The 25,458-nt window shown below is 62.5% G+C and carries 23 protein-coding genes; 10 read left to right on the forward strand and 13 right to left on the reverse strand.

The features are described 5' to 3' along the window. Window positions 1-37 precede the first annotated feature (37 nt). Window positions 38-727 (forward strand): NifU family protein, encoded by a 690-nt coding sequence (locus tag V5E97_RS08265; RefSeq protein WP_406698846.1) that lies wholly within the window; start codon window positions 38-40, stop codon window positions 725-727. Between the two features lie 358 nt (window positions 728-1,085). Here V5E97_RS08265 and V5E97_RS08270 read toward each other — a convergent pair whose 3' ends face one another. The 3 genes from V5E97_RS08270 to V5E97_RS08280 form a co-directional block, all read right to left on the reverse strand. After that, complete coding sequence (locus V5E97_RS08270; protein ID WP_406698847.1) at window positions 1,086-1,883, reverse strand: glucosamine-6-phosphate deaminase; 798 nt, start codon at window positions 1,881-1,883, stop codon at window positions 1,086-1,088. 63 nt (window positions 1,884-1,946) lie between these two features. Beyond that, complete coding sequence (locus V5E97_RS08275) at window positions 1,947-2,888, reverse strand: PIG-L deacetylase family protein (protein ID WP_406698848.1); 942 nt, start codon at window positions 2,886-2,888, stop codon at window positions 1,947-1,949. Window positions 2,889-3,464: 576 nt separating this feature from the next. Beyond that, a complete protein-coding gene (locus V5E97_RS08280; protein ID WP_406698849.1) occupies window positions 3,465-3,998 on the reverse strand; it encodes a Crp/Fnr family transcriptional regulator in 534 nt (177 codons plus the stop codon). Between the two features lie 301 nt (window positions 3,999-4,299). Here V5E97_RS08280 and V5E97_RS08285 point away from each other — a divergent pair, with 301 nt between their 5' ends. Further along, window positions 4,300-5,418 (forward strand): hypothetical protein, encoded by a 1,119-nt coding sequence (locus V5E97_RS08285; protein WP_406698850.1) that lies wholly within the window; start codon window positions 4,300-4,302, stop codon window positions 5,416-5,418. On the opposite strand, the gene V5E97_RS08290 is transcribed toward V5E97_RS08285, so the two are convergent. The 6 genes from V5E97_RS08290 to V5E97_RS08315 all read right to left on the reverse strand — a co-directional run bounded on the left by V5E97_RS08290 (window position 5,326) and on the right by V5E97_RS08315 (window position 11,112). Then, window positions 5,326-6,873: a sulfatase family protein gene (locus V5E97_RS08290; RefSeq protein WP_406698851.1), complete on the reverse strand. Its 1,548-nt coding sequence runs from the start codon at window positions 6,871-6,873 to the stop codon at window positions 5,326-5,328. The genes V5E97_RS08285 and V5E97_RS08290 overlap by 93 nt on opposite strands. Window positions 6,874-6,944: 71 nt before the next feature. Continuing rightward, window positions 6,945-7,388 carry a type II toxin-antitoxin system death-on-curing family toxin gene (locus tag V5E97_RS08295; protein WP_406698852.1) on the reverse strand — a complete coding sequence of 148 codons (444 nt, stop codon included), beginning with the start codon at window positions 7,386-7,388 and terminating at the stop codon, window positions 6,945-6,947. A gap of 300 nt (window positions 7,389-7,688) precedes the next feature. Continuing rightward, window positions 7,689-8,096 carry a PIN-like domain-containing protein gene (locus V5E97_RS08300; protein WP_406698853.1) on the reverse strand — a complete coding sequence of 136 codons (408 nt, stop codon included), beginning with the start codon at window positions 8,094-8,096 and terminating at the stop codon, window positions 7,689-7,691. After that, complete coding sequence (locus tag V5E97_RS08305) at window positions 8,093-8,563, reverse strand: DUF433 domain-containing protein (RefSeq protein ID WP_406698854.1); 471 nt, start codon at window positions 8,561-8,563, stop codon at window positions 8,093-8,095. Before V5E97_RS08305 ends, V5E97_RS08300 begins: the two co-directional genes overlap by 4 nt. A gap of 612 nt (window positions 8,564-9,175) precedes the next feature. Next, window positions 9,176-9,745 (reverse strand): Ig-like domain-containing protein, encoded by a 570-nt coding sequence (locus V5E97_RS08310; RefSeq protein WP_406698855.1) that lies wholly within the window; start codon window positions 9,743-9,745, stop codon window positions 9,176-9,178. Continuing rightward, window positions 9,727-11,112 carry a Vgb family protein gene (locus tag V5E97_RS08315; RefSeq protein WP_406698856.1) on the reverse strand — a complete coding sequence of 462 codons (1,386 nt, stop codon included), beginning with the start codon at window positions 11,110-11,112 and terminating at the stop codon, window positions 9,727-9,729. Before V5E97_RS08315 ends, V5E97_RS08310 begins: the two co-directional genes overlap by 19 nt. A gap of 636 nt (window positions 11,113-11,748) precedes the next feature. On the opposite strand from V5E97_RS08315, the gene V5E97_RS08320 reads away from it, so the two are divergent. Further along, window positions 11,749-12,735 carry a hypothetical protein gene (locus V5E97_RS08320; protein ID WP_406698857.1) on the forward strand — a complete coding sequence of 329 codons (987 nt, stop codon included), beginning with the start codon at window positions 11,749-11,751 and terminating at the stop codon, window positions 12,733-12,735. A 157-nt stretch (window positions 12,736-12,892) separates the two neighbouring features. Here the strand turns inward: V5E97_RS08320 and V5E97_RS08325 are convergent, their stop codons facing one another. After that, window positions 12,893-13,327 carry a hypothetical protein gene (locus tag V5E97_RS08325; RefSeq protein WP_406698858.1) on the reverse strand — a complete coding sequence of 145 codons (435 nt, stop codon included), beginning with the start codon at window positions 13,325-13,327 and terminating at the stop codon, window positions 12,893-12,895. A 22-nt stretch (window positions 13,328-13,349) separates the two neighbouring features. Next, window positions 13,350-14,729, reverse strand: coding sequence for a hypothetical protein (locus V5E97_RS08330; protein ID WP_406698859.1), 1,380 nt, complete (start codon window positions 14,727-14,729; stop codon window positions 13,350-13,352). Window positions 14,730-15,651: 922 nt separating this feature from the next. Here V5E97_RS08330 and V5E97_RS08335 point away from each other — a divergent pair. Genes V5E97_RS08335 through V5E97_RS08345 form a run of 3 tightly spaced genes read left to right on the forward strand, consistent with a single transcriptional unit; the run spans window position 15,652 to window position 18,504 of the window. Beyond that, window positions 15,652-17,256 (forward strand): sialate O-acetylesterase, encoded by a 1,605-nt coding sequence (locus V5E97_RS08335; RefSeq protein WP_406698860.1) that lies wholly within the window; start codon window positions 15,652-15,654, stop codon window positions 17,254-17,256. 58 nt (window positions 17,257-17,314) lie between these two features. Then, entirely contained in the window at window positions 17,315-18,103 is a 789-nt protein-coding gene (locus tag V5E97_RS08340; RefSeq protein WP_406698861.1) for a ThuA domain-containing protein, read from the forward strand. Window positions 18,104-18,144: 41 nt separating this feature from the next. Further along, window positions 18,145-18,504 (forward strand): hypothetical protein, encoded by a 360-nt coding sequence (locus V5E97_RS08345; protein ID WP_406698862.1) that lies wholly within the window; start codon window positions 18,145-18,147, stop codon window positions 18,502-18,504. Between the two features lie 55 nt (window positions 18,505-18,559). Here the strand turns inward: V5E97_RS08345 and V5E97_RS08350 are convergent, their stop codons facing one another. Next, window positions 18,560-19,159, reverse strand: coding sequence for a hypothetical protein (locus V5E97_RS08350; protein WP_406698863.1), 600 nt, complete (start codon window positions 19,157-19,159; stop codon window positions 18,560-18,562). Between the two features lie 358 nt (window positions 19,160-19,517). Between V5E97_RS08350 and V5E97_RS08355 the strand changes: the two genes are divergently transcribed. Next, window positions 19,518-21,338 carry a DUF8034 domain-containing protein gene (locus tag V5E97_RS08355; RefSeq protein WP_406698864.1) on the forward strand — a complete coding sequence of 607 codons (1,821 nt, stop codon included), beginning with the start codon at window positions 19,518-19,520 and terminating at the stop codon, window positions 21,336-21,338. A gap of 358 nt (window positions 21,339-21,696) precedes the next feature. Further along, window positions 21,697-22,005 (forward strand): hypothetical protein, encoded by a 309-nt coding sequence (locus V5E97_RS08360; RefSeq protein ID WP_406698865.1) that lies wholly within the window; start codon window positions 21,697-21,699, stop codon window positions 22,003-22,005. A gap of 179 nt (window positions 22,006-22,184) precedes the next feature. On the opposite strand, the gene V5E97_RS08365 is transcribed toward V5E97_RS08360, so the two are convergent. Further along, entirely contained in the window at window positions 22,185-23,243 is a 1,059-nt protein-coding gene (locus V5E97_RS08365) for an isocitrate/isopropylmalate family dehydrogenase (RefSeq protein WP_406698866.1), read from the reverse strand. A 368-nt stretch (window positions 23,244-23,611) separates the two neighbouring features. On the opposite strand from V5E97_RS08365, the gene V5E97_RS08370 reads away from it, so the two are divergent. Then, window positions 23,612-24,184, forward strand: coding sequence for a hypothetical protein (locus tag V5E97_RS08370; RefSeq protein WP_406698867.1), 573 nt, complete (start codon window positions 23,612-23,614; stop codon window positions 24,182-24,184). A 169-nt stretch (window positions 24,185-24,353) separates the two neighbouring features. Next, window positions 24,354-25,355: a diacylglycerol/lipid kinase family protein gene (locus V5E97_RS08375; RefSeq protein ID WP_406698868.1), complete on the forward strand. Its 1,002-nt coding sequence runs from the start codon at window positions 24,354-24,356 to the stop codon at window positions 25,353-25,355. Window positions 25,356-25,458: the final 103 nt, after the last annotated feature.

Below are 25,458 nucleotides of genomic sequence, written 5' to 3' on the forward strand. Positions count from 1 at the left end.
TGCGTGAGCCAATCTCGAGACTCTGAGAGCGGGTGTGATGCCAGAGATTTCGATCACGGCGGAACCCTTGACCGGCCCGCGTTGTGTCTTCGTCGTGAGCCGACCGGTCGCCCCTGAGCAATGGGCGTATGCAGCCGATCGCCAATCCGCGCACGGCTCCCCCTTGGCCGAGGCCTTGTTCGCGGTCGAGGGGGTGGCTGCGGTGCTGGTCGCGCACGACTTGATTGTGGTCACGCGATCGGGCAACCCCGGTCTCCCCCTGGTCGGCCCCTACGTCCGGATGGTCCGCCGTGTCCTTGGCGACACGACCGCTCGTGCCCCGATCGATTGGAAGACCCTGGGAAAAGAGGTGGCCAAGGTCCTCCGCGCCCACCTTGATTCGGGGCAAGTCGCGTTGGCCCCCGCCCTGATCGCCTCAATGCCCACTTCCGAGCAGCTTCGCCAGCGGGTAGGCGACGTGCTTGAGGAGCAGGTCAACCCCGTGGTGGCGAGCCACGGCGGCGGAGTCGACCTCGTCGATCTGATCGACAACGTCGTGTATCTACGGATGTCGGGAGGTTGCCAGGGGTGCGGACTTGCCGACGTCACCCTGAGGCACGGTGTCGATGCGGTGATTCGTGAGGCGGTGCCGGAGATCGGTCGGATTCACGACCTGACGAATCACGCCGCGGGGGCGAGGCCTTATCAATCGCGTCGGACGATAAGCCCGTTTGCGATCAAGAAGTAGATAGAGCGGTTTACGATCGCATTGCGCACGTTGGAGGAAAACGGGGACTGGCTCCCGGCCCGCTCCACTCTCGGCTTTTCCGGACGACCTGGCGGCCGGGTGCCTGTCCCCATTTTCCGGGCCGTCACGGGCGGCCTCGGCGGAAAGGGGGACACGGCGGAAAGGGGGACAGGCACCTCCGCTGCGCTCCGGAGCCAGTCCCCGTTTCCGCACGTGCTCCTGAGTCTTGAGACCAACCACCGTGCGCAACGCATCCGCAAACCGCTCTAGGCACGCTTGAAAAGAGCGATTTTCCCGTCGGGTGGGCCGTGCCCACCTGACGGGAATCGTCGGGTCGTCTGGGCAGATCGACTCGGTCCTACAAGGCTTGGGCGGCCGCCTCGTCGAGGATCCAGGTGACCTTGCCCGAGGCCGATTGCAAAAGCGAGCCGGGAACTTGCGCCGTGATCGGGCCACGGAGCGATTGGGCGACCGATTCGGCCTTGTTGGGGCCGAAGGCGACGACCAGGATCGAGCGGGCGGCCAGGATCGAGGCCACGCCGACGGTGAGTGCACGGGGGATCACGTGGGACTCGCCGCCGAAATCCTTCGCGGCGTCAGCCCGGGTGACCGGATGGAGGTCGACCAGGCGGGTGGGCAGCCGCAGGGCTGCTTCGGTGGAAAGGTCACTCGGCTCGTTGAAGCCGATGTGGCCGTTCCGGCCGAGGCCGAGAAGTTGGAAGTCGAAACCGCCGTCGTCGGCGATCCAGCGGTCGAACTGCGCCGCGTGCTCGGCCGCGGCCGACTCGGGGACCGTTCCGTCAAGCACGTGAGCCTGGTTTGCGGGAAGGTCGACGGCGCCGAACAGGTGCCGGTGCATGTAGGCCCGGTAGCTGTTTGGATCAAATGGGCTGATTGGATAGTACTCGTCGAGATTGTAGGTCGCGACGTTGGCGAAGGAGAGTGTTCCCTCGCGGTGGAGGTTGACGAGATGGGCGTAGATCGGCTCGGGGGTCGAGCCGGTGGCCAGGCCGAGGACCGCCCGGCCGCGGGTGGCCACGGCCGAACGGAGGGCATGAGCCACTCGTTCGGCAGCGGCATCGCAGGCGGACACGCGATCGGGGAAGACGAGGACCGAGGCGCTGGCCAATTCGAGAACACGGGCGGGAGCGGACATCGACGCGGGAACTCCTGAGGGCAGCGGCCAAGCCTCACGCAAGGTCGGCACACAAGGTCAAAATTAGACGGTGGTGGCGATCGCGTGCTTTGCGGAGGCAGGGGCGATGTGGCCGTTCAGGAGGCCCAGGGCGATCTGGAGCGGGTCGGTGGTATTGGCGTCGAGTTCAGGGTCGTACTTCTCGATCTGGAAGAGTTCGACGCCGATGAAGCGATCGTCGGTCCGGGCTGCGCGACCGGTCAGGCTGTGTCCCTCGGCCCACTCGCGGGTCAAGGCGGCGTAGGCTCGGCCCAGGTGCGAGCAATACTTGGTGTAGTCGGTCAGCAGGACCTGAGAGGCATGGCAGTGGATCGCCCATTCCTTGGTGCGTTCGGCCTCGCCGTCATAGCTGAAGTAGGCATTGGGCTGGGGCAGGGGGCCCCACGGGGTCCAACCGGTCAGGACGAGCGTGTCCTTCAGTTTCGCTCCGACCAGGCCGACGGAGGCCAGGGCCCGCGTCATCCGGTGCGCCACGTGGGCGTCGGTCGCCGGGGGCAGGATGATCGCACCGGGCCGGCGCTGGATGAACCACTCGACGATCTTGTCGATGTCGCTGGCCGAGGGCTGGTAACCGGGGCTTCGATAGGCTTCGAGATCCCAGCAAACCGCCTCAGCGCCCAGCACGCTACACTCGAGCCGGAATTCCGACTCACGGACGGAGACCTTCTTCTGGTCGTTGAGCCAGGGCGCCGCCACGTTCCGCTCGCCCGCGAAGACCAGGACTTCGATCACGGGCAAGCCGCGACGGACGGCATATTCGTGCAACAGACAGGCTGCGCTGATCGCGCCGTCGTCGGCATGAGGGCAAAGCATCACCAGCGGGCGGTCGCGACCGACGACTTGCCGGAGCGACTCTCGGACATCGCTCAGGTGTCCGTGAGTGCCTCGCCCCTTCGCGGCGCCGAGCAATCGTTCAAAATCGGGCTGCCAGTGAGTGCCGCCCGGGGACAGCAGAGTATTTGCCATGACCTGAGAAATGCTCCGACGGAACTGTCCCTTCGCTCCGTCTCAGATCGTCATCGAGAACCCGGCTCAAGCCGCAAAGAGAGGCGATCTCGATCGAAAGTCTAAGCAACATGCTTCCCGGTCGCCTGGAGGGACCCGGCTGGGCGTGCACGCGCGAGGGTGAACCATGATGAACTCCCCTGATCCTATTGTGGGGGGCAAGTCATGGGCCGTCAACTCCAAGCCATGATCGTTCTGAGGCTTTGTCCGATCCCTTGGAGGAGGGCGGGTTTGGATCTCGCCTTGGTGCGCAGGATGTGGGGAGGGGTGCCTTCGACCGGTTTCAGACCGCCAAACGGGGAAACCGGGGTCAGGAGGTTCCAGTCGTGCGAGGAAGGCGATGTGGTAACTTTGGGGGATTTTTGCGTTCGCGGTCGGTTTTGCCAGGCAGGAAGCTGATCTGCTGGATTGGGGGGCCTGGATCAAGAAGGGTGTCCGGGCCCTCCCAAACTTCAAGGGCGGCAGATTCAGATCGACTCGGCTTTTTCATTCGCCGTTGATCTCGCGAGCCAGAGCAACGGGGCTTGGCGCTCACCACTAGATGTTCGAATCCTCGAACAGCCGGGCGCGGAAACCGGACCACTCGGTGGTTTTGGGTTGGTCGTCGGCGTGCTGGGCGAGGAAATCGGAGACCCGTTTGTCGAGCAAGTCGAATCGTTCGGCCAGGACCCGGACGACGGCGAGGGCAAGCGCTTCGGCCGTGCGCGGGTTGTCGCGGCGGAGCTTCTCGTGCGCGGGGTGACCCATGGTGAGGATGCAGACGTCGGTGGCGGCACGGACGGTGATGGTCGGGGGAGTGGGCCGGAAAAATGAAGTCGTGCCGAAGACGGCGGGGGCGGTGAGGTGGGCCAAGGTCTCCTTGCGACCCCCTGGTAGTGAGCGTTCGATGACTGCGCTCCCCTCAATCAGGAAGGAGAGATGATCGTTCGGCTCCCCTTGTTCGAGCAGGACCGCGTTTGCGGGCGAGTGGCTCTCCTCGAGAATCGCCAGCAACGCGCGCCTTGCGTCGAGATCGACGTCGACCAGCAAAGGCGCGGCCAGGAACTGTTCGGCGACGTCGGCCTTGACCATCGGCGAGCCTCCATTTTTTTTCGGATCGGTGACGGATCGTGACGAGAGCGACCCCTCGCCCTAAACGTCGTCCGACCTCGTCTCACTGTTCTATTCAGGATTTTAGGCGCCCAGGGTGGGAGTCTGAAACGATTGTAGCGAAGATTGGGATTTGCGGCTTCTCGGGCTTCCTCGTTTCCGGATTTCGCCGGATGTTCGTTTCGTGCCTGCCCGATCTATGACCACATGGTAGGGGATCGGTTATGTTCCGGTCGCACTCCTCGTGGAACGAGGATTGACGCCGAAGGCGGAGGGAGTCGCCATGAGACGGACAAGAGCCATCGCAATCCTCGGGCTCGTCTTGGGGCTTTCCGGCTGCGCCGGGACCCACCAACACCAGCATTTTCCGGCCACCGGCGGAATCCCACCGCGGCCGACCAGTCTGGTCCGGCCGGGCTGCGCTTGCCATGTATCGGTACCGTCGCGGTCGCTGCCGTTCGTGGCTCAATCAACGAACTTGGTGCCGACCGTCGCGGCGCGGCCCATGGCGCCGGCGGTCTCCACCGCCTCGCGCACTGCGCCGCCGCATCCGCAGTCGCAGCTCCCTTCGTCCACAACGCCGCCACCGCCGTCGTCACGGCCGGTTGCGGTCCCTGCTCCGGGCGGCGTCGTGCGTTACTTCCCCTTGTTCGAGGGGGATGTGGCTCGGAGCGTGTGGGACACCGTATCGCCCGACCTCCTCGGCGTGCGCACCTCGATGACGCCCGCCACCGCTCCCGCGACGGACGAGGATGCCCCCGGAATGCTCAGTCCGGACGTGAGCACGCTCTCATTCTCGTCTCCCCCGCTGGGCGATTTGCCCAAGGGGAATGCGCCTCAGCCAGCGCTTCAGGGGCCGCCCGTCACCTCGACCAATATCAGGGAAGGCAGGGGGAATGTGGTGCCCGTTTCCGCGGTCGTCACCACGCTGCCGACGGCCTTGACCGGCCAATTGCCGCCTCCGGGCGCCCTCGACATCCCTCTGGCGGGCCCTGACCTGGCGGTGGGTGACGCGACGGCACCGCCCGCCAAGACACTCGTCCTGGAGCATCCCGACGACCTGGTGCTCGCCGGCCGACCGCGATGGCAGCCGCAAACGCAGGTTTCTCGGGTGGAGGATCAGGATCGTCCGTCGACCTGGGTCTCCGAACTCGCCTTCCGGCGGCCCGCGAAGCCAGCCGTCCGAGACGCGCAACTCGTGCCGATGGCGCGGACCGAGGCCCAATCGACCCCGGCCCGGCGAACGACGGTGGTCTCCCGCTTCCTCCGTCGCGTCCGGGTGGCCGGTCAGGCCTTCATCGACCCCGACTCAGTCCGGCGAGAATCGGGCGACCTCTCGCAAGGGGGGCAAGGTGTCGAGCGAGCCTCGACCCACCGCCTCGGCGAACCGTCGCAGCGTTAACTCCAGGTGGTCAGCCACCTCGGGATACCGCTCGATGACGTTGTTCTGATCCCACCGATCCTCGGGCTTCCGGTACAGTTCCGGGGGTCGCGGGGGATCGTCGGGATCGGTCTCGATCGGGACGATCATGTGCCAGATGTGGGTCCGGATGGCGAACTCCTCGACATCCATCCCCATGCAGGCGTAGTCGCGAACCTTGGTCTGCTCCCCTCGGATCAGCGGCAGCAAGTCGTGGCCATGGGCCTGTTCGCTCGGCGGCAACCCGAACGCTCCGAGGATCGTCGGTAGCAGGTCCACCGTCTGCACCAGGGCCTTGTGCCGTCCCCCGCCGAACCGGCCGCCGGGCATCCGGACGATCAAGGGGGTATGGATCAACTCTTCGTAGAGCCAGGGGCGGAACCGCCGCACGAGCCCGTGCTCGCCGAGCGGCTCACCCTGGTCGCTGGTGAAGATGATCAGGGTGTCATCCATTCGCCCTTGGCGTCGCAGAGCGTCGAAGAGCTCGCCGAGCCAGCGATCGACCAGGGTCACCGTCCCGGCATAGGTCCTGCGGAGCCGGAGCAACTCGGCTTCGTCGAGCACGTCGCCAACCGCGCCGGCGGGCACGTCGATCAGGGCGCGGACCTCTTCCAGGTCGAGCTCTTCGTCGCTGTCGTCCTCGACGAGGTCTCCTTCCTCACCGGCCTCGAACTCGTCGGGCTCGGCGGCCGCGTACTGGTCGCGGTAGGGCTCGGGCGTATCCCAGGGGCCGTGCGGACTGAACAAGTCGAGCCAGAGCAGGAACGGGTCTGGCTTCGCTCCTTGCGTCTCGAGCCAGTCGATGGCCGAGCGGACGGTGCGGGCGACTCCTGTATTCTCCTCGCGGTCGGTCTGGAGTACGGCCCTGTTTCTGAGGAGCTGCTCCCAGCGCCCCTTCCAGAGGTCGTAATCGGGGTCATCCTTGGGCGGGAGCCGGAGCCCCGGCTCCTCGCTGATCCGGACTTTACCCGCACGCGGGTCGCCGGGCGGGACGAGCGGGTCGTACCCTTGCCCGCGGATCCAGCGGACCTCATCGAATCCGCGTCCATACCCTTGCCCGGCGTCGCGGAGCAGGGGGACGTCGGAGATCAGGGCGGTTCGCACCCCTTGATTCCAGAGGAGGTCGGGGAGGATCGCCTCGTCGGGCTGAAGCGGGGTCCAGCCTTGCTCGGGGTCGGGAAACCCGTAGCGGCCGGTCCACCAGGAGCGGCGGGTGGGCAGCGTCGTCAAGTTCTCGGGAAAGTGGTGGTCGAAGACGACCCCTTCGGCCGCTAAGCGGTCGAGGTGGGGTGTTTCGATCCAGCCGTTGCCGTACGCGCCGAGGAAGCCCAGATGCAAGCTGTTGCAGACGACCACAATGACATTCATCGCCCGATTGTAACGCCCGCCGCGCCGGACGTCAGCAGCAGCCGCGTCGAGATCGCTTGGCTTCGCCAATGGCGAACCTGCCGCTTCATCGGTCCTTGCCTCGGTGTGATTTGCCGCGACCGGTGCGGGCGCCGATCCCGCTAACGTTTGACCGCCATGGTGCCCTCGCCCTGGATGACGTACGGCCGTACCCAGGCGGCGAACTCCACGATCCGGGCGTCTCGAATGGCGTTGCTCGCCGGATCGGCCACGGCGACCAGCCGCTCCGCCAGATCCATCGGCGGGCCGACGTAGACAAGGCCGTTGAGGCGGAGGAACGAGTCGGCCGCGGCAAAGCCCACTCGCTTGTTGCCGTCCTCGAAGGCCTGGGACTGGCTGATGGCGACGCCCAGGATAATCGCCTGCTCGATCAGGTCGGCCTGGTTGTAGTGGGCGGCGTTGAGCGGGCGGTGCAAGGCCGAGTCCAGCTTCTCGGAAAAGAGGAGCGGACAAGGGGGCGATCCCGTCCGTTCCAAAACCGCGGCATGCAACGCGATCACCCGATCGAACGTGAGGTAGATCGTCTCGTTTGTCGGTCTCATCATCGTCCCAGGAACCGGTACGCTTCCTCATTCTGCGCCCAACTGGCCTCGAAGATACGGGCCAATTCCGGATCGAGAGTGGGTGTTCCGGCAGGCGATCGATCAGGCCTAGAGCCAAGGTCCCGCTGTGTCTCAGGGGCAATCTCAGGCGATGGACGCACGGCATCGGGCTTGAGGTGGGAAGGTTCGGAATTCTTGTCGATTGGAATCATCGTCCGTGTTCTCCCCCTCGTCTTCGGGACTGACTCCAAGATACCGCGATGGGTGGTTTGCGGCCATTGAACCTGAGTAGCAGTCGGTGTTCTAGATATGCTTACGCTCTATTTTTAATCCCGCGCCCCCTGAGATTTCATAGATTCTGGGCGTTGTGCCCTTCGCATTCTCTACGACGTCGGGCCACACCTTGATGAATTTCCAGGCTTGTTCTTTCTGGAAATTCATGTGCATCCACTGGTTGGATAGGCAGAAGAATGTGAGCTTTGCTTCTTTGAGAGCTGATAGTTCAGTCTTATTCTTCAAGATCCTGCCGTCGCCGCTGACGACGACCCAGGTTGGATCATCGGCGGCGAGCACCTTGATCCACTCGACGTCAGGTGTCGTCGGAGTGAAACGCCCGTCATCGTAGTATGATAAAACCGAATGCTGGCGATCAAATACATCGACCATGCGAGCCAGCAATGCCGACATATTGCGGTCGAAAAAGAACCTCATGCCGCCATGCTTCGCTCGAACTCGACCGCGGCAAGAACGTGTTTGGCGTGGACCCTGAACAAGTCCGCGACCAATTCGGTGTTGTTGTCGTTGGCATCGTAAGAGGCGGCCAAGATGGCCGTGGCGATACCGATATCCTCGACAATCGGTTTGCCTAAGCAAATTGCCGGATCGATGACAACCAGATTAGCGATGCACCACCGCTGTGCCATTGCGGTGGCCTCGTTGTAGTCGATCCGCTTCAGAAAGGGGAGAAGGATGTCCGGGAATACCCGTTGGCGGGTCAGCGCCTCGATCATTTCGCTTCGGCCCAGATCGTCCAATCCAAGCGTGAATACCTGGCCGTGCTTGGTCAGGATCTCCTGCCGACAGAAAGGATGTCGTGTCTTCAAATCTGTCTGAAGCCGTTTATGGACCTTCCGGAGGGATTGCAGAGAGACGCCGCGATCGCGCAACTGGCCCGCCACGAACAACTCGATCAAATCGTGGAAACTGATTGCTCGATCGCCGCCCACGGATTGGTAATCGCTGCGAAATACCGGCTTGAGGGCCTGCGTCGTTGACCGCCCGTGGAACCATTCCCGGACCCGTTGCGGCTTGAGGCTGGTCAGGCGCGCCGCCTCCGGGAGATTGTAGATTCCATGGCCCAGGATGCTCATGACGTCCCCACTTTAATCGTAGTTTTCTGTGAATGTTTGTGCAGTGTGGATCGGATTTCTCTCTATTGTCAGCCGGCGATACTCAAGCCCCAAAGGATTTCCGCCCATCCGCAAATCGCCCCGGGAACACATTGTATACAAGATCAGTTGCGCATTAAGTCCTTGTGAGTAAATGAAGTAAAATATGAGAATCTTGTGATGATTTGGGGCGCAGCTCGCTTGAAGACTAGAAAAACGAGGGGATTCGGCGTTCCCCGAACCTTCATTGTTCGATTGTAACGCCTGCCTCGCCGGACGTCAGCAGCAGCCGCGCCGGGATCACCGTGCTCCGCCAATGGGGCACGTTCCGCATGACAAGAACCTGCCCCGGTACGATTTGCGGTAGCCGACGTGGCCGCTGACCGGTTTCATGTTCGATCTTCAATGGACTGCTCGCGGGGCGACTGACCGTAGCTTGGCGGCGGATGGCGTCACTAGACCTGACTTGTGAAGCAGGGCGGAGTAATCGGTTCCCGGCTGGCCGTGGCCCGAGCCGTCGAGGAGGGCTCCGTTGGTGCCGGTGAGGCTTCCGCGGACGATCACGCGATAATAGCCGTGGATCGGCAATCGGGGGCGTGGCGTCAGCGTCACAGTGTTGGATGCGGCGTCATAACTCGCCCGCCGGATTGTGACTGGTCGAGTGTGCGGCCGGACGCGACCGCGGGGGCCGCTCAATACGATGATGTAGTTTCGAGTGTTCTGCGCGGAGCTCGGAGTCATTGCGGCGTCGAAGGTCAGCACCAGGCGGGTCGGCTGGGTGTGAACGCCGGTACGGAGCAGGCTTCTGACTGTCGGCGAGAGCGGCTGAGGGATCGGGAACGCGGCCACGTTGACCCGCTCGATGGCAAACCCGGTTGGGGGTAACGAGGCGGTCGGGCTGGACCGATGGTTCTCGGTCACCGTGAACCAGAGGTTCCCATCCAACCCGACGGTCAGCGGGCTCGTGTACACGGAGTCGAGGCCTGGACTTCCGGTAGCGGGGTGCCGTCGCTGACCAAGGAACTGGAGATTGCGCCCGATGGTGACACTCGACCAACGAAGAGCCCCGGGGTCGTCTCGGCCATGGTAACGAACCCGATGAACCAGAGATCACCGTCGGGGCCGATTGTCAGATCGCTCGTGGGATAGCTGTTCACGGCGAGCGGGTATTCAGAAACGACTCCCGACGGGGTCACGCGGCCAACCAGACTCGACGAGAGTGCGCCGGAAGGCCCATAAACCGTTTCGGTGAACCAGAAGTTCCCATCCGAGCCGACCGTCAAATCGCTTAGATAACCGACCAACGGAAGGGCGTATTCGGTAATGACTCCCGCTGGTGTCACATGGCCGACGAGACTCGATGTGAGGCCCCGGGAAGGCCCATAAACCGTTTCGGTGAACCAGAGGTTCCCGTCCGATCCGAGCGTGAGGGTCGACGCGATTCCGCCCGGGGTGAGCGGGTACACGGAAACGACGCCCGCTGGTGTCACCCGGCCGACCAACCCCGACGTCGGTGCCCCGGAAGACTCATAAATCGTTTCGGTGAACCAGAGGTTTCCGTCCGATCCAAGCGTCAAATCGCTAATATATCCGGCCGGCGGCAGGGCGAATTCGGAAACGACACCCGCTGGTGTCACACGGCCGACGAGTCCAGGCGATGGCGAACCGGAAGATGTGTTGGCTGTTCCGGTAAACCAGAGATTGCCATCGGAGCCGACGGTCAGCTTCCCTACGTTAGCGGCCGAGGGTATAGCGAATTCGGAAACGACTCCCGACGGGGTCGCACGGCCGACCAGGCTCTGCGGGGAAAGCCCGTCAGAGCTGGGAATCGACTCGGTAAACCAGAGATTGCCATCGGGGCCGACGATCAGATCGCTCGTGCGAATGACACTTGTGGAGAGCGGATACTCGGTGATCGCGCCGGACGGGGTGACGCGAGCGACGAAGCTTGAAATTGGAGTCCCGAAGTCGGCGTTGACGGTCGTCGTGAACCAGAGGTTCCCGTCCGGGCCGGCGGTCAGGTTGCTGACGGGGTAACCGCCCGAAGGAAGCGTGTATTCGGAAACCAGGCCGGATGAAGTCGACCGTCCTATCCGCCCGGTGAGCGGGAGGCTCAGGATTCCACCGGACCTCGTGATTCGCTCATACCAGAGATTGCCGTCCGATCCCAATGTCAGCGGGCTGATAGAGCCTGCCGGGGGGATTGGGAATACGCTAACCGCCGTTGACAGCAGTGCTTTATCTTCGAGCCGCTCCACCCAGGCCGTCGGCTGAAGCCCGCGAGCCGGACGCACTTTTCTGTTACGCCGACCGATTCCCGCGTGGAATTCTCTCTCCATGCAAACCTCCCGCTGGGAACGTCATCGCCATGTAGATGAGAGGCGAAGCCGTCCGTTTATTCTATTTCTTATATCAAAAACCCATCGAGCTCAGGGCGGCGTGAGGATCAGGCGACCGGTTGAAATGCGCCCTCCTTTTCGTGCGTTTATCCATCGCGTTAGTGGTTTTGATATGCATGGTGAGAGTTGGCGAGCAAATGGAATTGTGGCATGTCGATTATGCTGATGCTCGGTGGCTAATAAGCAATCTCAACGGAGGCAAATCGAAAAGAGATTCTATGGCTGCCGTTACGAGCACGCAAGACGCCCAATTTATCAGATTTGCCTGGAGGTGTACCTTCATCTTGCCTCCGAGCCCGCCTCGGACGCCTTCGCTAGCCAGGTATCAGTGCTTGCTCGTTCTGGGCTGGTCTCTCAAATAATAGCGACGAGAATGGGCGATAATGCCGAATATTCTATGGGTTGCTGAATGAGGAGGGGATTCATGAGGCCGTCCCCTCCTCCTCCTTTTTCTGTGGACTAACCCCCGTTTATCCGGATCTCATGATGACTGCGAAAATCAGGTCATTTGATACTGGCGGGAAATGTGAATGTGGTAATTTTAGAGTGTTCGAGAGAATCGCGATATTCCTTGCCATGATCCAGCTCTTCTGGTGTTCAAGTTCGGTCCGTGGCCAGGAGCGAATCCAGACGGCGGAAGGGAACGCGGCTGCCGGTGTGGAGGAGCCCCGATCGTATTTGGAGACGGCCGGCGCTTCGCTCTTCGGCCCGCTTCGTCCCGGATCGTGGAGGCCCCTCGGAGTCGGCTCGCTCTTGAGCGAGGGATGGAATGAACCCTACGCACCTGCCCCCGGGGACGCCCCCCGTCAGACCTGGGTCAATAACGCCGATGGCGCTTTCTACCGGCTGTTCGTCTTCTCGTTCTCTTATGCCCGTGACTTGCCGGGGGGTGGGGACGCGTACAACGGGAATTATTTCCTCTTCACCCCGCTGAGCCGACGGTTCGAACTCGGCTGGTTCGTGCCGTTCGTCACATCGGCACCCGACGCCGCACGGCCGACAGGGGCAGGGAACAGGACCGATTTCGGCGACCTGACGATTGCGCCTCGCGTCCTCCTGGCCGAGGATCGTCGGTACACCGTGACAAGCAACCTGTTCGTCCGGCTGCCGACCGGCAACGCCCGCAACGGCAACGGTGCGGCGAGCCTTTCGCCCGACCTGGAGTTCTGGGCCAACCCGTTCGACCGCTGGGTCGTGCGGGGCGGTGTCGGCGTGACGGTGCCCACGAATTATTCGTCGGCCGCCGCAACGTTGCAGCGGGACAACCCCTGGACGGGCTTCAATGCCTCGCCGAGCCCCTTCACCTCCTTCGATGCCCGGTTGGCGGTGGGACACTATATTACCCCGGCCGACGCGCGCTTCTTCAAGAACTTCGTCTACTACGCCGCGGCCAACCTGCATACGGAATTAGGGGGGGGCGACTCCACCTATTTCAGCATTACGCCCGGGTTTCGGTTCGGCCTGGGGAACGAGTGGTACGTGCTCGGCGGCCTGGAAGTGCCATTGGTGGGGCCAATGCCGTTTGAGACTCAGACGATCTTCCAACTCATCAAGAACTTCTGAGGCGAGCGGCGATGCTCGTTCCGTGAAGGGGCCGAACCGGATTCTAGATTTGGTTGCACACACTTCGTGTGCTGACATGCTGTCGTCTCAGTCCGCTGCTCGCTTGATTCACCAACCAGGATTCGCGTCTTGGACTAGGACTGCGCTTTTCGGGATTTTATCGATTCAGGTTGGGATACGGATTCTCGGCCGTGGCCCTTTGGAATGGGCTGCCCCAGTAACGTGACCAAGCCGCTTCCACGTCGAAATCGCCGAGGCGAGGCCGCAAGGTGCTCGCCAGAGTGAAGGGGCCGTGCGGATCGGTCGCGACTCTTCCCGCCGTCTCCACGGCCAGCAAGTGGGCTACCGCCGCAGCGAGCCATTCGACTGGGGACTTAACCTCGAGGACCAACGGGGCTTCGCAGGCAGCGATGACGTCGAAGGTCTCTTCGGGGCGGGATCGGTTCTGGGCGTACAACTCGGTCCATCCGCGATCGGCGGGGTGCCGGGCGTTCCCGTCGGTATCGCAATCGGCGTCGTCCCCCCAAGCGAAGGACAGTACCAGGCGGTAGTCAGGCCGGGGGCCAGCCGGCCGCACATAGGTAGTTGCCATGACACTTGCTCCGGCCGGTGAACTACCAGCCCTTCCGACCCTCTTGCAAGCAGCGTCTCAGTTCGTTGTTGCGCCAGTCCCAGAGTCGTTCGTGGTGGAGGTCAACGTTCGGTGGTCCCAGATTCCAGGAACTCGGGTAGTAGAACGCGCCGATGGTCTGGAGCGCGATCGACCAGGCGATGGCGGCGGCGAACACGAGGAGGAGCGGACGACACCGCTCTCGGGCCCAGTCGAGCGTAAAGCCGAGGAGGATGGCGAACAAGGGAGTCGCGTCGATCCAGTAGCGTGGACCGAAGGAATGACCGGCCCACCACACCGAGTACTTGGACAGCATCAGGAGGTAGGGAATCAGCCCGACCAGTAGCCAGGCCACGATGGAGTGCGTACGGATTCGGCGTGCGGTTGCCGGCAAGGCCAGCACTGTGAGAGCGATCCAAGGGGAGAAGACGAATAGGCCCCGGGCTGGGCTCAGGAGCGTCCCGGTCAATCCTTCCAGCAGGTTTCCCGTCCAGATCCCCTCGACCCCGTGAAATATGGGGTGGAGTGCCTCAATGTCCGGCTGGCCTCCCTCGATCCTGCTGAAATACCAGAGATTGTACCCGAGCAACGTCGCGGCAATCGGCACCGCCGTCAACAAGAACCAGCCGAGGCCGCGGGGCTGAGTCCGGAGTACCCAGAGCAGAACAATGATGGCGAAGAGGACGTCGATGGAGCGAAAGGTGACCATCGCAGCCGTCGCAAGCCCGGCCATGGCAAGCCGCCAGCGGGGCACCGGCTGGGGAAGCAGGAGCCAGATGGCCATGCTCAAGGCCAGCGATGCCGGACCGTGCTGCCAGGGAGCCTGGCTCGCGACCGACCAGAGATCCGTGCCCAGCGCGGCGGCCAGCACCGTCGGTACCGCCACGCGGCCCAAGCCGAGGCCGCAGAGGATCTGATACAACACGATCCCGGTCAATGCGGCGATGACCGCCGATGTGTTCTTGGACATCCTCGTGCAATACCAGAGGAACGTGTTGCCGTTGTGGTCCCAACTCGGGACATATCGATCCAGATACCAGACCTGAGGCCAGGTGATCGACGTCGCCAGCACCGCAGGCCCGATCGGATACCGGGACACGACGTGTGTGCGGCTCAATGCGGCATAAAACGGGAGCTTTTGGCCCGGCTCGGCGAGTGCGGTGCGGAATCGATCGAGGAAAGGACCGTCCCCACGGATTATCGTATAAGGGAGCCATTCGTTCAGAATGGTGTCGTATGTGCCGATCGTTGCCCGGCGATTTCCGAGGAATATACCGAGGAGGGCAAGCCCAAGGAGGATCGAGGTCAGCCAGTTCCTTCGCGTCGAGGTTTTCGCGGGAGGTGCGGAGGCTAACGTTGTCTGGCTGCCTTCCGGATTGGTCATGACCCCGGCTGCCTCCTTGGTCGCAGCGGCCGCAAGTGTCAAGGGGGTGGACTTGCTGGTCAGCTTGGAATTATGGGGTGTGGATTCGGAGCGAATATACTGGTTGGCGGCCTCTCTGGAAAGTGCTCTTGCCGACCCTCTTGTCATCCGCGTTGAGGGTTTGGATAAAGTCAGGTGGGCGTTTCCACTTTTTGGTGATATTTGTGTTGGGTTGATAGCTTAGTAAGTTCTGGCTTGATGTTATGTGATAAAAAGCGGGGCTGTGCCATTCAAGTGAAATGCTGGATTGTCTTGCAATAATTGCTTGAGTTAAGTCAATGATCGTTTCACTGGCTCCCACAGAACGCGGCAACGCCTTCGCTGACCAGGATGACCGAGGCGACAATCCGCGTGTGCATTGAAGATCAACGCCTGCGACCTCTTGCCCCACTTACTTCTCTCCGACACTTTGGCCCTCACTTAGGGCAGCCGTCCGGGAGATTTTTTTTGCTTAATTAAGGGGCGACTGGCGAATTGGTTCAGATGTCGACGTCCGGATCGACCGAATCAGTGACCTGGCCCTGACGATCCGCATGGGAGAAATTGGAGTTGGTTGGGCGGAGACACTTCTCCAAATCGGGAGGCAGGTTGGCCGTGCTCCTCAGTAACGAGGATCAAGCTCGCCGATCACGGCCATCGCTCAATCTCGCCAAGCTCAAGGGGAATCCTGGACTCCTCGCTGATCCAAGCTCTTTCCCCTCATCGACTCCCGTCATAGTATGGGGCACGAACCCGTTCCCCGGCCGTCATCCGGCCCTGGTTCGGTTTTTGCTAAGGTGGATTCTGCCCAGGAGATGCGACCTTGATAAGCTGCTCCGACTCTCCACGTCCTCGGCGCACTTCGCTCGCGCTGCTTTTGTTGCCAGTACTTGGGCTTTCGCTGATGCTGTCCCGGCCCGCTGCTTCCTTGTCGCAAGCTCAGGCGGTCGAGGACAAGCCCGCGGAGTCTCGCAAGGACGGTCTCGCCGAGAAGGCGGAGCCTCGCGAGACCCCGCGAGAACTCCTCCGGCAGAGGAGGTTCGGGCAGAACCTCGCCGTCAAGGAGCCGGTTGCCTGGCAGGTCTACCAGCGAGGTGAGGGCGACCACGCGGACATTCCGATCGTGCTGGGCGAAGAGGTGGGCGACGACGAGGTCGTCTTCGCGAGGATCGGTGGGATAAGCGGCCCCTCCCAGCCCGCGGTTTACCGTGACGGCAAGATCGTGAATGTCCCGATCGGGGGACCGTACCAGATCAGTATCACGGTCGGCACAAAGCGCGACCAGGAACGAGGTTTCAGCAGAGCCCGAACGGCCACGATCGGACCGATCTTTGTCGGCGACCTCTGGGTTCTGGCCGGTCAGTCGAACATGCAAGGGGTTGGCAACCTGACGGACGTGACTCCCCCCTCGGACCGCGTCCTGGCGCTGGGCATGAACGGCAAATGGGCCAAGGCCGAGGAGCCGCTCCACTGGCTGGTCGATTCCCCCGACCCGGTCCATTCGGGCAACCCGGACGATCGTATGGCCCGTTCCAAGGCCGAGCGCCGCGACCGGACCAAAGGGGCCGGGCTTGGCCTGCCGTTTGGTGTCGCCCTGACTGCCGCGACCAACGTGCCGGTCGGCCTGGTCGTTTGCGCCCATGGCGGCACGAGCATGGAACAGTGGGATCCGGCCAAGAAGGGCGAAGGGGGAAAGAGCCTCTACGGCTCGATGCTCCGACAAATCAAGCTCGCCGGTGGAAAAGTTCGCGGAATCCTCTGGTATCAAGGGGAGAGCGACGCCATGCAACCGGCCGCCGCCAAGTTCGCCGAGAACTTCACCAACTTCATCGGAGCCGTCCGCGCGGATCTCGAGCAGCCTGAACTGCCGTTCTACTACGTCCAGATCGGCCGGTACATCTCCTCAGCCGACCCCCAGGGCTGGAACGTCGTGCGGGACGCCCAGCGTTTGATCCCCGACCGTGTTTCCGGCACGGCCGTTGTCACCGCAATCGACCTGGAACTCGACGACCTGATCCACGTCGGCACGCCCGGTTTGAAGCGGCTCGGCGGCCGCCTCGCCCGGATCGCCCAGCGCGAGCTTTTCGGGCAGATCGGAGCGAGCACGCCCACCCTCGATCGGGTCAGCAAGCGGGCCAACAACACCCTCGTCCTCAAGTTCAAAGGGGTCAACCGAGCCGTTGGCAGCCCCCGTGCGGCGGGTCCGCAGCGCAACGGGAGAGAGGCCTCCCCAACGCATTCGGCCACGGCACCGATCGATGGCCTTCGGCCTGCGCGGCATATTGGTGGGTTTTCGATCCGTAAGGACGACGGGACCGAGATCCCTTTGATTTTCGACGCGGCCGTTGGCCCCTTGAAAGACTCCGTGATCCTTCAACTCTCGGGCGCGATTCCCGAGGGAGCCAAACTCTGGTACGGCTACGGGCTTGATCCGTACTGCAACCTGGTCGACGCCCTGGATATGGCCGTGCCTGCCTTCGGCCCGATCGCGCTCGATGAAGTGAAGTGATCCCCGTTGCGGTTGTGGAACTCTTGTGCTTTCCCTGTTGTCCCAAGGAACTCGCATCATGACTCGTTTTTTGATGGCGTGCGCGGCCCTGGCCGCCACCTTCGCGGCTCCAGCCGCCACTCCCGCGGCCGAGCCCATCAAGGTCTTGATCATCACGGGAGACAACGTCAAAGGCCATGATTGGCCCGGTACGACGCAGGCGCTCAAGGGCTTGCTCTCGGAGGGGGGGCGATTCAAGGTCGACGTGACGGCTGCACCGAGCAAGGATCTCAACGACGAGAACCTTGCCAAGTACGACGTGCTCCTGCTCAACTACAAGGACACGCCGCAGGGGAGCGAGGAATCCCGCTGGTCGGACGCCAACAAAGCCGCGTTCCTCAAGGCGGTCAAGGAGGGGGGCAAGGGCCTGGTCGTCCACCACTTTGCCTCGGCGGCGTTCGCCAACCCGAACTGGAAAGAGTATGAGCAGGCGATTGCCGGTGGCTGGCGAACCCAGGGGTATCACGGCCCCAAGCATGAGTTTCCCGTCAAGAAGACCGAGGTCAAGCACCCGATCAGCGACGGCGCTCCGGCGAAGTTCGACCATACCATCGACGAGCTTTACTCGGCCTCGATGCGGACCCGCGGGAGCCTTGTCCTGGCCACCGCGTACTGCGATCCGACGAAGCCGCAAGGCACCGGGATCGATGAGGCTGTGATCTGGGTGAACCAGTACGGCAAGGGGCGTGTCTTCAATAACGCGCTGGGGCACGACACCGAGGCGATGTCGGACAAGAATTACCAGCAGTGGATGCGGAGAGGGGTCGAATGGGCGGCCACCGGCCAGGTGGACGCTTCCTCGAAGTGAGGGCAAGCCTCCTCTGCGCTCGTCGTTCCGTAGGGAAAACGATGCTCCCCTCGGGCCAGCGCGATTACAGTTCGATCCGACTGACCCGGCACGCCCTCGAACGGTTCCAGGAACGGTTCGGGGGCGATCCGGTCGATTCCGAGTTGGCGCTGCGGGCGACGCTCCGCCGCACGCGCCGACTTGGCCGGAACGCCGACAACGGGGCCGTCGCGGTCCTGGCTGTCTACCGCGGGCGGGTCCTGGTCGCCATCCTCCAGGACGCCTCCTGCCTGACCGTCCTGACTTGGCCTCAGTTCGTCCCTCGACTGAGCGAATTCGGCCGCACCCGCGTCCCTCGCAAGTGGGGACGCCTGCTCCGTCGGCTGGTCGATCCCGACCTGGAACTCGACCTTGATCCGTAGGGCCGATCTGACGGAGGGCCAAGGTCGTCGATCGCGCCTTCGCTCTCTCCGTCACTCAGGGGGCTGTCGATCGCGTGACGATCAACTGGCCGGTTTGCATTTGCGGTGGTCGCCTGGCTTCGTCCTGGCGGGGACTGTCCGCCCGATACACGATGAGTCGCCGGGGGACGCCTGTTTCGCGTGGCCTGGTCGAGGGGACCAGTTCAGACCTGGAATCGTCGACCGGCCCGCTCCTGGTGGGGATGTTCTCGGACGGATAACGGGTGGACCTGGCCGGCTCAATCGTTTTCGGAGTCGGACTGTTCTGGGCCGATGTGACGTAGGTGAAGAACGGGTACAAGGCCGGCGTAAAGGTGGGATAAGGAATCGGCGAAGGTTCGAAGCCGTAGGGTAGGCCATAACCGTAGCCGTAGGGCACGCCATAACCATAGCCAAAGCGATAGGGCATGCCATAGTTGTAGCCGGAAGAATTCAGCGGATTGCCCCAGGAATAGACGCTGAATCGCTCGAAGGAATAGCCACCTCCCAGGTAAGTGCCCCCTCCATAATATCCTGCACCGCGGAATGAAACCTGGCCGTGAGCCGGCAGCGGACCCAACCAGAGGATGGCCGCAAATGCCCCCGCCTTCGCAATCGTCCTTAATTTACACGTCATGTCATCCCGCTCCGTATTGGTCTGGTTGGGGGGATCGGTCGCCGGAGAACCTCCCTGGCTCTCTCTGGTTTTCTTGATTCCTGATGGCATTGTATGCATCGTGATTGGGCGTGTGAATAAGAGGGATAGCTGAATGGATTGGTGGGTTTGTGAAGACGGAGGTGCCTCCCGGTTCACGATGCAAAATTGTCAGGCCTGGCCATCCGTCTCACGCGACAGAGGCCCTTGAGATTAGACTGGGGGGCGCCGAGGCACGGACCCAGGTTCGCGGTGGTGAAGTTGGCTTTTGATGGGTATTGGTCCGACCAGTCTGATACGCGATTATTCAGGAATATTTATGCGAAGAAGCGGAGATGCAATGAGGAGCCGTTTACGACGCGTGGTCTGGAGCCTGGCGGTTTTCCTGATGGTTTTGCCGCTGCCTGGGGCGGGCGGGGTCACGATCCGCGTTGCGTCGCCGATCACACCTCCGGAATGGGCGCTTCTGGAGCGGGAGCTGTTCCGAGCCAATACGGCGGCCTGCGAGGAGTTTTTTGCACGGTACTTCGACGACAAGGGATACCTGGAATGCGTTGAGCGCTGGGGGGGAGACGACGGTCCGGACGACGCGATCGAGAACTGCAACGACTGGCCTCATCTCCACGCCCTCGGCGCTCCTGAGAAGGTCCTTCAAATGTATAAGAAGGCCTGGGAGGGACACTTACGGCAGTTTACCGTGGCCAGGACGAAACAGGTTCCGCTGGCTGTCGACGGTATGTACTACAAAGAATTCCCGGTGATGTTTGACTGGCAGCACAATGCGGAAGGACTCTCCGTCTTCAACTTGCAGGGGCTTTCTGACCCGGAAGACGTGAAGTTCCGGCACCGTGTCCGGCGCTTCGCCGGGTTCTACATGAACGAAGATCCCGGAGCGCCGAATTACGACCCGGAGCAGAAGATCATCCGCAGCCTTTTTAACGGGAGCCGCGGCCCTCTGCTCCGCAGGGCGACGGCCAGGGATTGGGCCGGTGACCCGATCGAGGTCGAGAGTCGGTTCAAACTTGGCCACGGTGAGCGAAGCTATGACGAGATGCTCGCGCATTTTCAGGAGTACACTGACATTGTCGGCGACCACCCGCTGAATCTCTTGGCGACGAGTTTGGCCTTGAATGCCTACATGCTCACCCACGAAGAGAAGTACCGGCGGTGGCTGCTCGAGTATGTTGACGCCTGGGCAGGGCGCATGGAAGCCAACGGCGGCGTCATTCCCAGCAACATTGGCCTCGACGGGAAGATCGGGGGGGCGAGCGACGGCAAGTGGTACGGTGGAACCTATGGTTGGGCGTTCACCGTGCGGGTTCCGCAGACCGGCCTTCAGGATCATCGCAACCGAGTCCACTGGTCATTCATCGGTTTCATGAATGCCTATTTGCTGACCGGTAACGACCGCTACCTCGACCTCTGGCGCAAGCAGGCCGAGGTGATCAACGCGAACGGCAAGACGCAGGAGGGTAAACAGTTGACCCCCCGGATGTACGGCGACGACGGCTGGTACGCCTATGAGCCGGGGCCTTATCGGTTGAATGCCCGGGAAATCTACTACCTGTCGATGAAGCCTGCCGATCGTGCGGCCACGGCCGGTGATCCCTGGCTCAACTACCTCGATGGTGGAGACGCCGACTACCCGGTCCGCGCCTTGCGTGGCGACCTCTCGCGGATCCGTCAGCGCGTCGAGGGAATGCGCGAGGACACCACCTCCCCCGACACCCGGCTTGCCGACGACCCGATGGAGTACAACCCGGCGAGCGTGACCGCCTTGATCGAGTTGATGCAAGGGGGGCTGCACATCACGCGGCGCGCCTCAGTTTTGCATTGCCGACTGCGTTACTTCGATCCGATCGCCCGCCGCGCCGGAGTTCCCGAAGACGTCGCCGCGCTCGTGGAAGCCATGACGAGCGACAGCGTGACGCTTTCCCTCGTCAACACCAGCCAGGTCGTGGAGCGGACACTCGTCGTCCAGGCCGGGGCCTACGCCGAACACCAGTTCCTCGCCGTCTCGGGATCAGGCGATACCGTGACCCCGATCAATGACAACAGATTTACGGTCCGGCTGGCGCCGGGGAGTGGCACGCAACTCAAAATTGCGATGAAGCGGTTTGTGAATCGGCCAACCATGACCGCCCCCTGGGATCGGCCATAACACCGATCAGGAAAGTCATGCCCGACTGGCCGGGGCACGCGCTATCGTGCCGCCGGCCCCCGGAGAACCTGGCTGACCGAGCTCAATTTCCGGCCAAGTGCGCGATTTTTTCTCTGCCTTTGTTCGGGCCGTGGGCGTCCCACCCGCACATGGGAATCTTGAAGAATTCCCACGCGCCCGCCAGGGATTTTGAGCACCGCCAGATCCAGGAAAACGGAACGTAGGGATCAATGATTCCCAAACGCAACATCTTTTTCTTGCGGTCCGGAAAAGATGTCCTAGAGTGGAAGGTGAGGACGCGTTGCGTCTCGAGGATGAACACTGGGCAGGAGGTCCCCAGTCGAAGGAGCGGTTCACCATGCGTAATCAATGGGCCCGGCGAGTGATTGTCAGTTTGATCCTCGCCTTCCCGCTCTTGCTGAGTGTGGCCGCATCAACGACCCCGGTTTCCTTCGCTCGCAGGCTCGAGGCGGCCTCGCCGATTGTTGCGGTCGAGACCGTGCTTGTGGGTGGCCTGCTCTTTGCCCGCCGCGAACGGCGACGGCTGCTGGTGGAGCTCGATGCCGCCAGGACCATGCCGGTGCGGGCCATCTCCCGCCCTTCGGGAGCCTTGGTCAACACGAAGGCCCACGCTTGGCGTTCCGTTTCTGGTTCGCCGGGCGTCTGACGGCGAGGCGCTCCGCCCGCGACGGGGATCCACACCACGGCCGGGGCCACCGGGCCACGTTTAAGAAATGGAAGCCCTGAAAGGTTAGCCTGATGTGATCAGGCTAACCTTTCAGGGCTCGTTTGTGTTGGTGGTGACAACTCTTTTTTAGCGGCTGTCAACCATCGGATTGGCCTGGATCAGGGCAGGGGGGGCGTCGGTAGATCCTTTGCCTCGGCGAGCCGTCGCGTCACTTCGCCGGCGACGGCCGCGGTGAAGGAGTCGGTCGATTCCTCGCCTCCGAGGTCACGGGTGCGAACGCCTTGGCGAAGGAGGTCGAGCGTGGTCGTTTTGACCGTATGGCCAAGGTCGGTCTCGCCAAGCTGGTAGAGAAGCATGGAGAGGGCCAGGAAGATGGCCGTCGGATTGGCCAGATTCTTGCCGGCGATGTCGGGCGCGGTGCCGTGCGCGGCGTCGAAGAGGGCGACACGGACGACTGCGGCCGCGTCGAACGCGAGGTTGGCGCTGGCGCCGATACCCAAGGAGCCGGCGAGACCGCAGGCCATGTCGGAAAGAAAGTCGCCGTACTCGTTCAGCACGAGCACGATTTGGAACCGCTCGGGGGTCATGATGACCTTGCCCAGGAGAGCGTCGAAGAGCTCGCTATTGTGCGGAACCTCGGGAAACTGAGCGGCCACTTCCTTGGCGATGCTCTCGAACAGGCCGTCGGTCGCCTTTTGGATCGTGTATTTCGAGGCGCTGGTGACTCGCTTGTTGCCGGTTCGTCGCGCCAGGGTGAAGGCATATCGGGCGGCCTCGCGGACCGGCCGCCGCTCGACGATCCGAAGGCTGACTGCGCCGTCTTCACCAATCATGCGGCCGGGGTCATCGTACGTACCACCGGTGGCGATCCGGACGATGTCGATGTCGAGCTCGCGGCGGAAGTTGGTCGGAACGCCGGGGATCGTGTAGACCGGGCGGTGGATGACCGAGAGGTCGAGCCGCCGGCGGAGGATGGCGTTGGGACTTTCCTCGGCCGTCACCGTCGGATATTTCAAGGCCACCCGGCTCGTCGTGACGGCCTCGACGGCCTCGTCGTAAATTTTAAGGCCCCGGGTCCTTCGGTTCTCCAAGGTCAGGTCGACGGGGACGAATTCAAGGCAGATCGGCAACGCGTCGCCCAACGTGTGAATGGCGCGTGACAGCTCCGGGCCGATCCCATCGCCCAGCAGTTCGGTGACCTGATACGTCGGAGGCATGATCGGCAAGGTCCTCTTTAGGTTCGATCCGTGAGTGATCCACGGACGTATTTTTGCCGCGTCGTTCCCTGGGCTGTCAGGCTCTGATTGTAGGGAGTTGGCCCGAAGTGCGTCAAACGTAGTGCAATCATTGAGGGTGGTAAAAAAGGTGCAGCCCCTGAATTTGGCGTGGCAGGCTGGGTGATTGGATTCGATAGACTTGGCAACTTGGAAAGACAGGGGGTATATTGGGGTATGTCGCGCCGGTCGACTCGCGGCGCACGTAATTCGATGCGTCACTTCCCATTTTTTTGAAAACGGCCCCTGAGCCATCCGCGCGGCGTGAAACCGTTCGAGATTTTGACTCCGCGAAAGGCAGGAGAGGTCCGATGTCCACAGCGGGGAAAGTCCTAGTCGTTCTGGTCTTACTGCTCCTGCCCGTCTGGATCATCCTGGTCTCGGCGGTCGCCACTCTGAATATGGAGTGGACACAGGCGCTGGCCAAGCAAACACAGCAGATCGAGACTCTTGAAGGCGATGTCGCCAAGAACCAGCTCGCCATCGCGGAACTCCAAGATCAGATCGCCCTGGAGCAGTTGGCGTCGGAAGAACAACAGGCCGCCCTTCGCTCCAGAGTCGCCGACGTCGAGCGTGCCAAAGCTGAGGCGATCCAGCTTCAGACCGGCGTCCAGGTTCAGCTCGAGATGCTCAAGCAAGCGGTTGCCAAAGCGGGAATCGCTCGCGATGACCGAACCAAGGAACAGATGAACGAGACTGCGGGGCTGGCCGAAGCCAGGAAGAACGTTGATGAACTCAAGGCTGCAAACTCCGAGCTCTTGAATGAGTTGACCCAGCTTCGCGATGAATTCAAGTCGCTCCTCGAGTCGAACAAAACCGTGGTCGAACGGATGCTCAAGAGCAACACACGGCGGATCGGACGACCTGCCTCGTTCGTCCGTTGAATCTGCTGGAATCAGTGGCCCGAACTTTCCTTGGATCCCGCGCGATGGCCCATTGCTCCTCGTTTCAAGGAAGTGGCACCGAGTTGACGCCAGGGGGGACCTGTGGCTAGCCTGCAAAGTCCCTCGCGGGCGTGGTGTTTCAGCAGGGTCTGTTTGGGAAGGCGGCGGGATGACCGAGGGCGTTGAGCCTGGACCTGGTCTCGGGCACGAGGCTCGGTCGGGTGAAGTTCGCTTCGATGGCGATGCTTTGAGTTCGGTCCAACCCTGGGTCGGGATCGCGGCCAACCCAGGCTCAGGGCGAGGCCGAGGTCGACGCCAAGTGGAGCGGCTTCAGGTTGAACTCGAGCGGTTTGGTCTGAACTCGCGAGTGGCCTGGTCGCTTGTGGATCGATCGGCCTTGGTGGCGCAGTCGACGGCCGATCCGCATTGCCGTTGCCTGGTCGCGGTTGGCGGCGATGGCACAGTGGCCGCCCTGGTCAACGAGTGCCCGACCGTGCCGATCACGGTCCTGCCTGCCGGGACCGAGAACCTGTTTGCCCGCCATTTCCGACTCGATCGCAACCCCGCACGTCTCGCCTCGATCATTGCGGCGGGCTCGGTCGTTCAGCTCGACCTCGGGCTCACGGCGATGCGGCGATTTACCTTGATGGCGGGTATCGGCTTCGATGCCGATGTCGTCGCTCGGCACCACTTGACCCGGGTCGGTCGAGCAGGAGTGGCCCGGCCGACCCACCGTGGCGCCTATGTCGAGTCGGTACTTCGGTCGAGCCTGGAATATCGCTTCCCCCCGCTGACCCTGTCGATCAACGACCCGGGTGCGGAAGAGACCCTGGTCGGCGCGACCGCCTTCATCTTCAACCTCCCCCGCTATGCGCTCGGCCTCCCATTCGCCCCCTCTGCTCGCGGCGATGATGGCTGGCTCGATCTGGTCGTCTTTCGGAATGCCGGTCCACTTCAGTCCTTGCGCTACTTGTGGATGGTCTTGCGGGGCATCCATCTCGACCGCGACGGGGTGGAGCACCGCCGGGTCCGCCGCCTGGTGGTAACTTCAGCCGAGTCGGTGCCGGTTCAGCTTGACGGTGACCCGGGGGGATGCGTTTCCCCGGAGGGCGACTGGACGGTTGAAGTGCTCCCCAACGCGATTGAGGTCATTGTGCCGGCGGGTGGTTGAGCCGAAGTACCACAGGGGAAGGCGACCTGGTTCGGGTCGTCATCCGGGCCGGTTCGCGATAAGATCGGCCCGGACGCCGGTCTTGATATTTTGTATTTTTGCG

The sequence above is a fragment of the Singulisphaera photorubra genome (assembly GCF_045290345.1).
Classification (GTDB): Bacteria; Planctomycetota; Planctomycetia; order Isosphaerales; family Isosphaeraceae; genus Singulisphaera.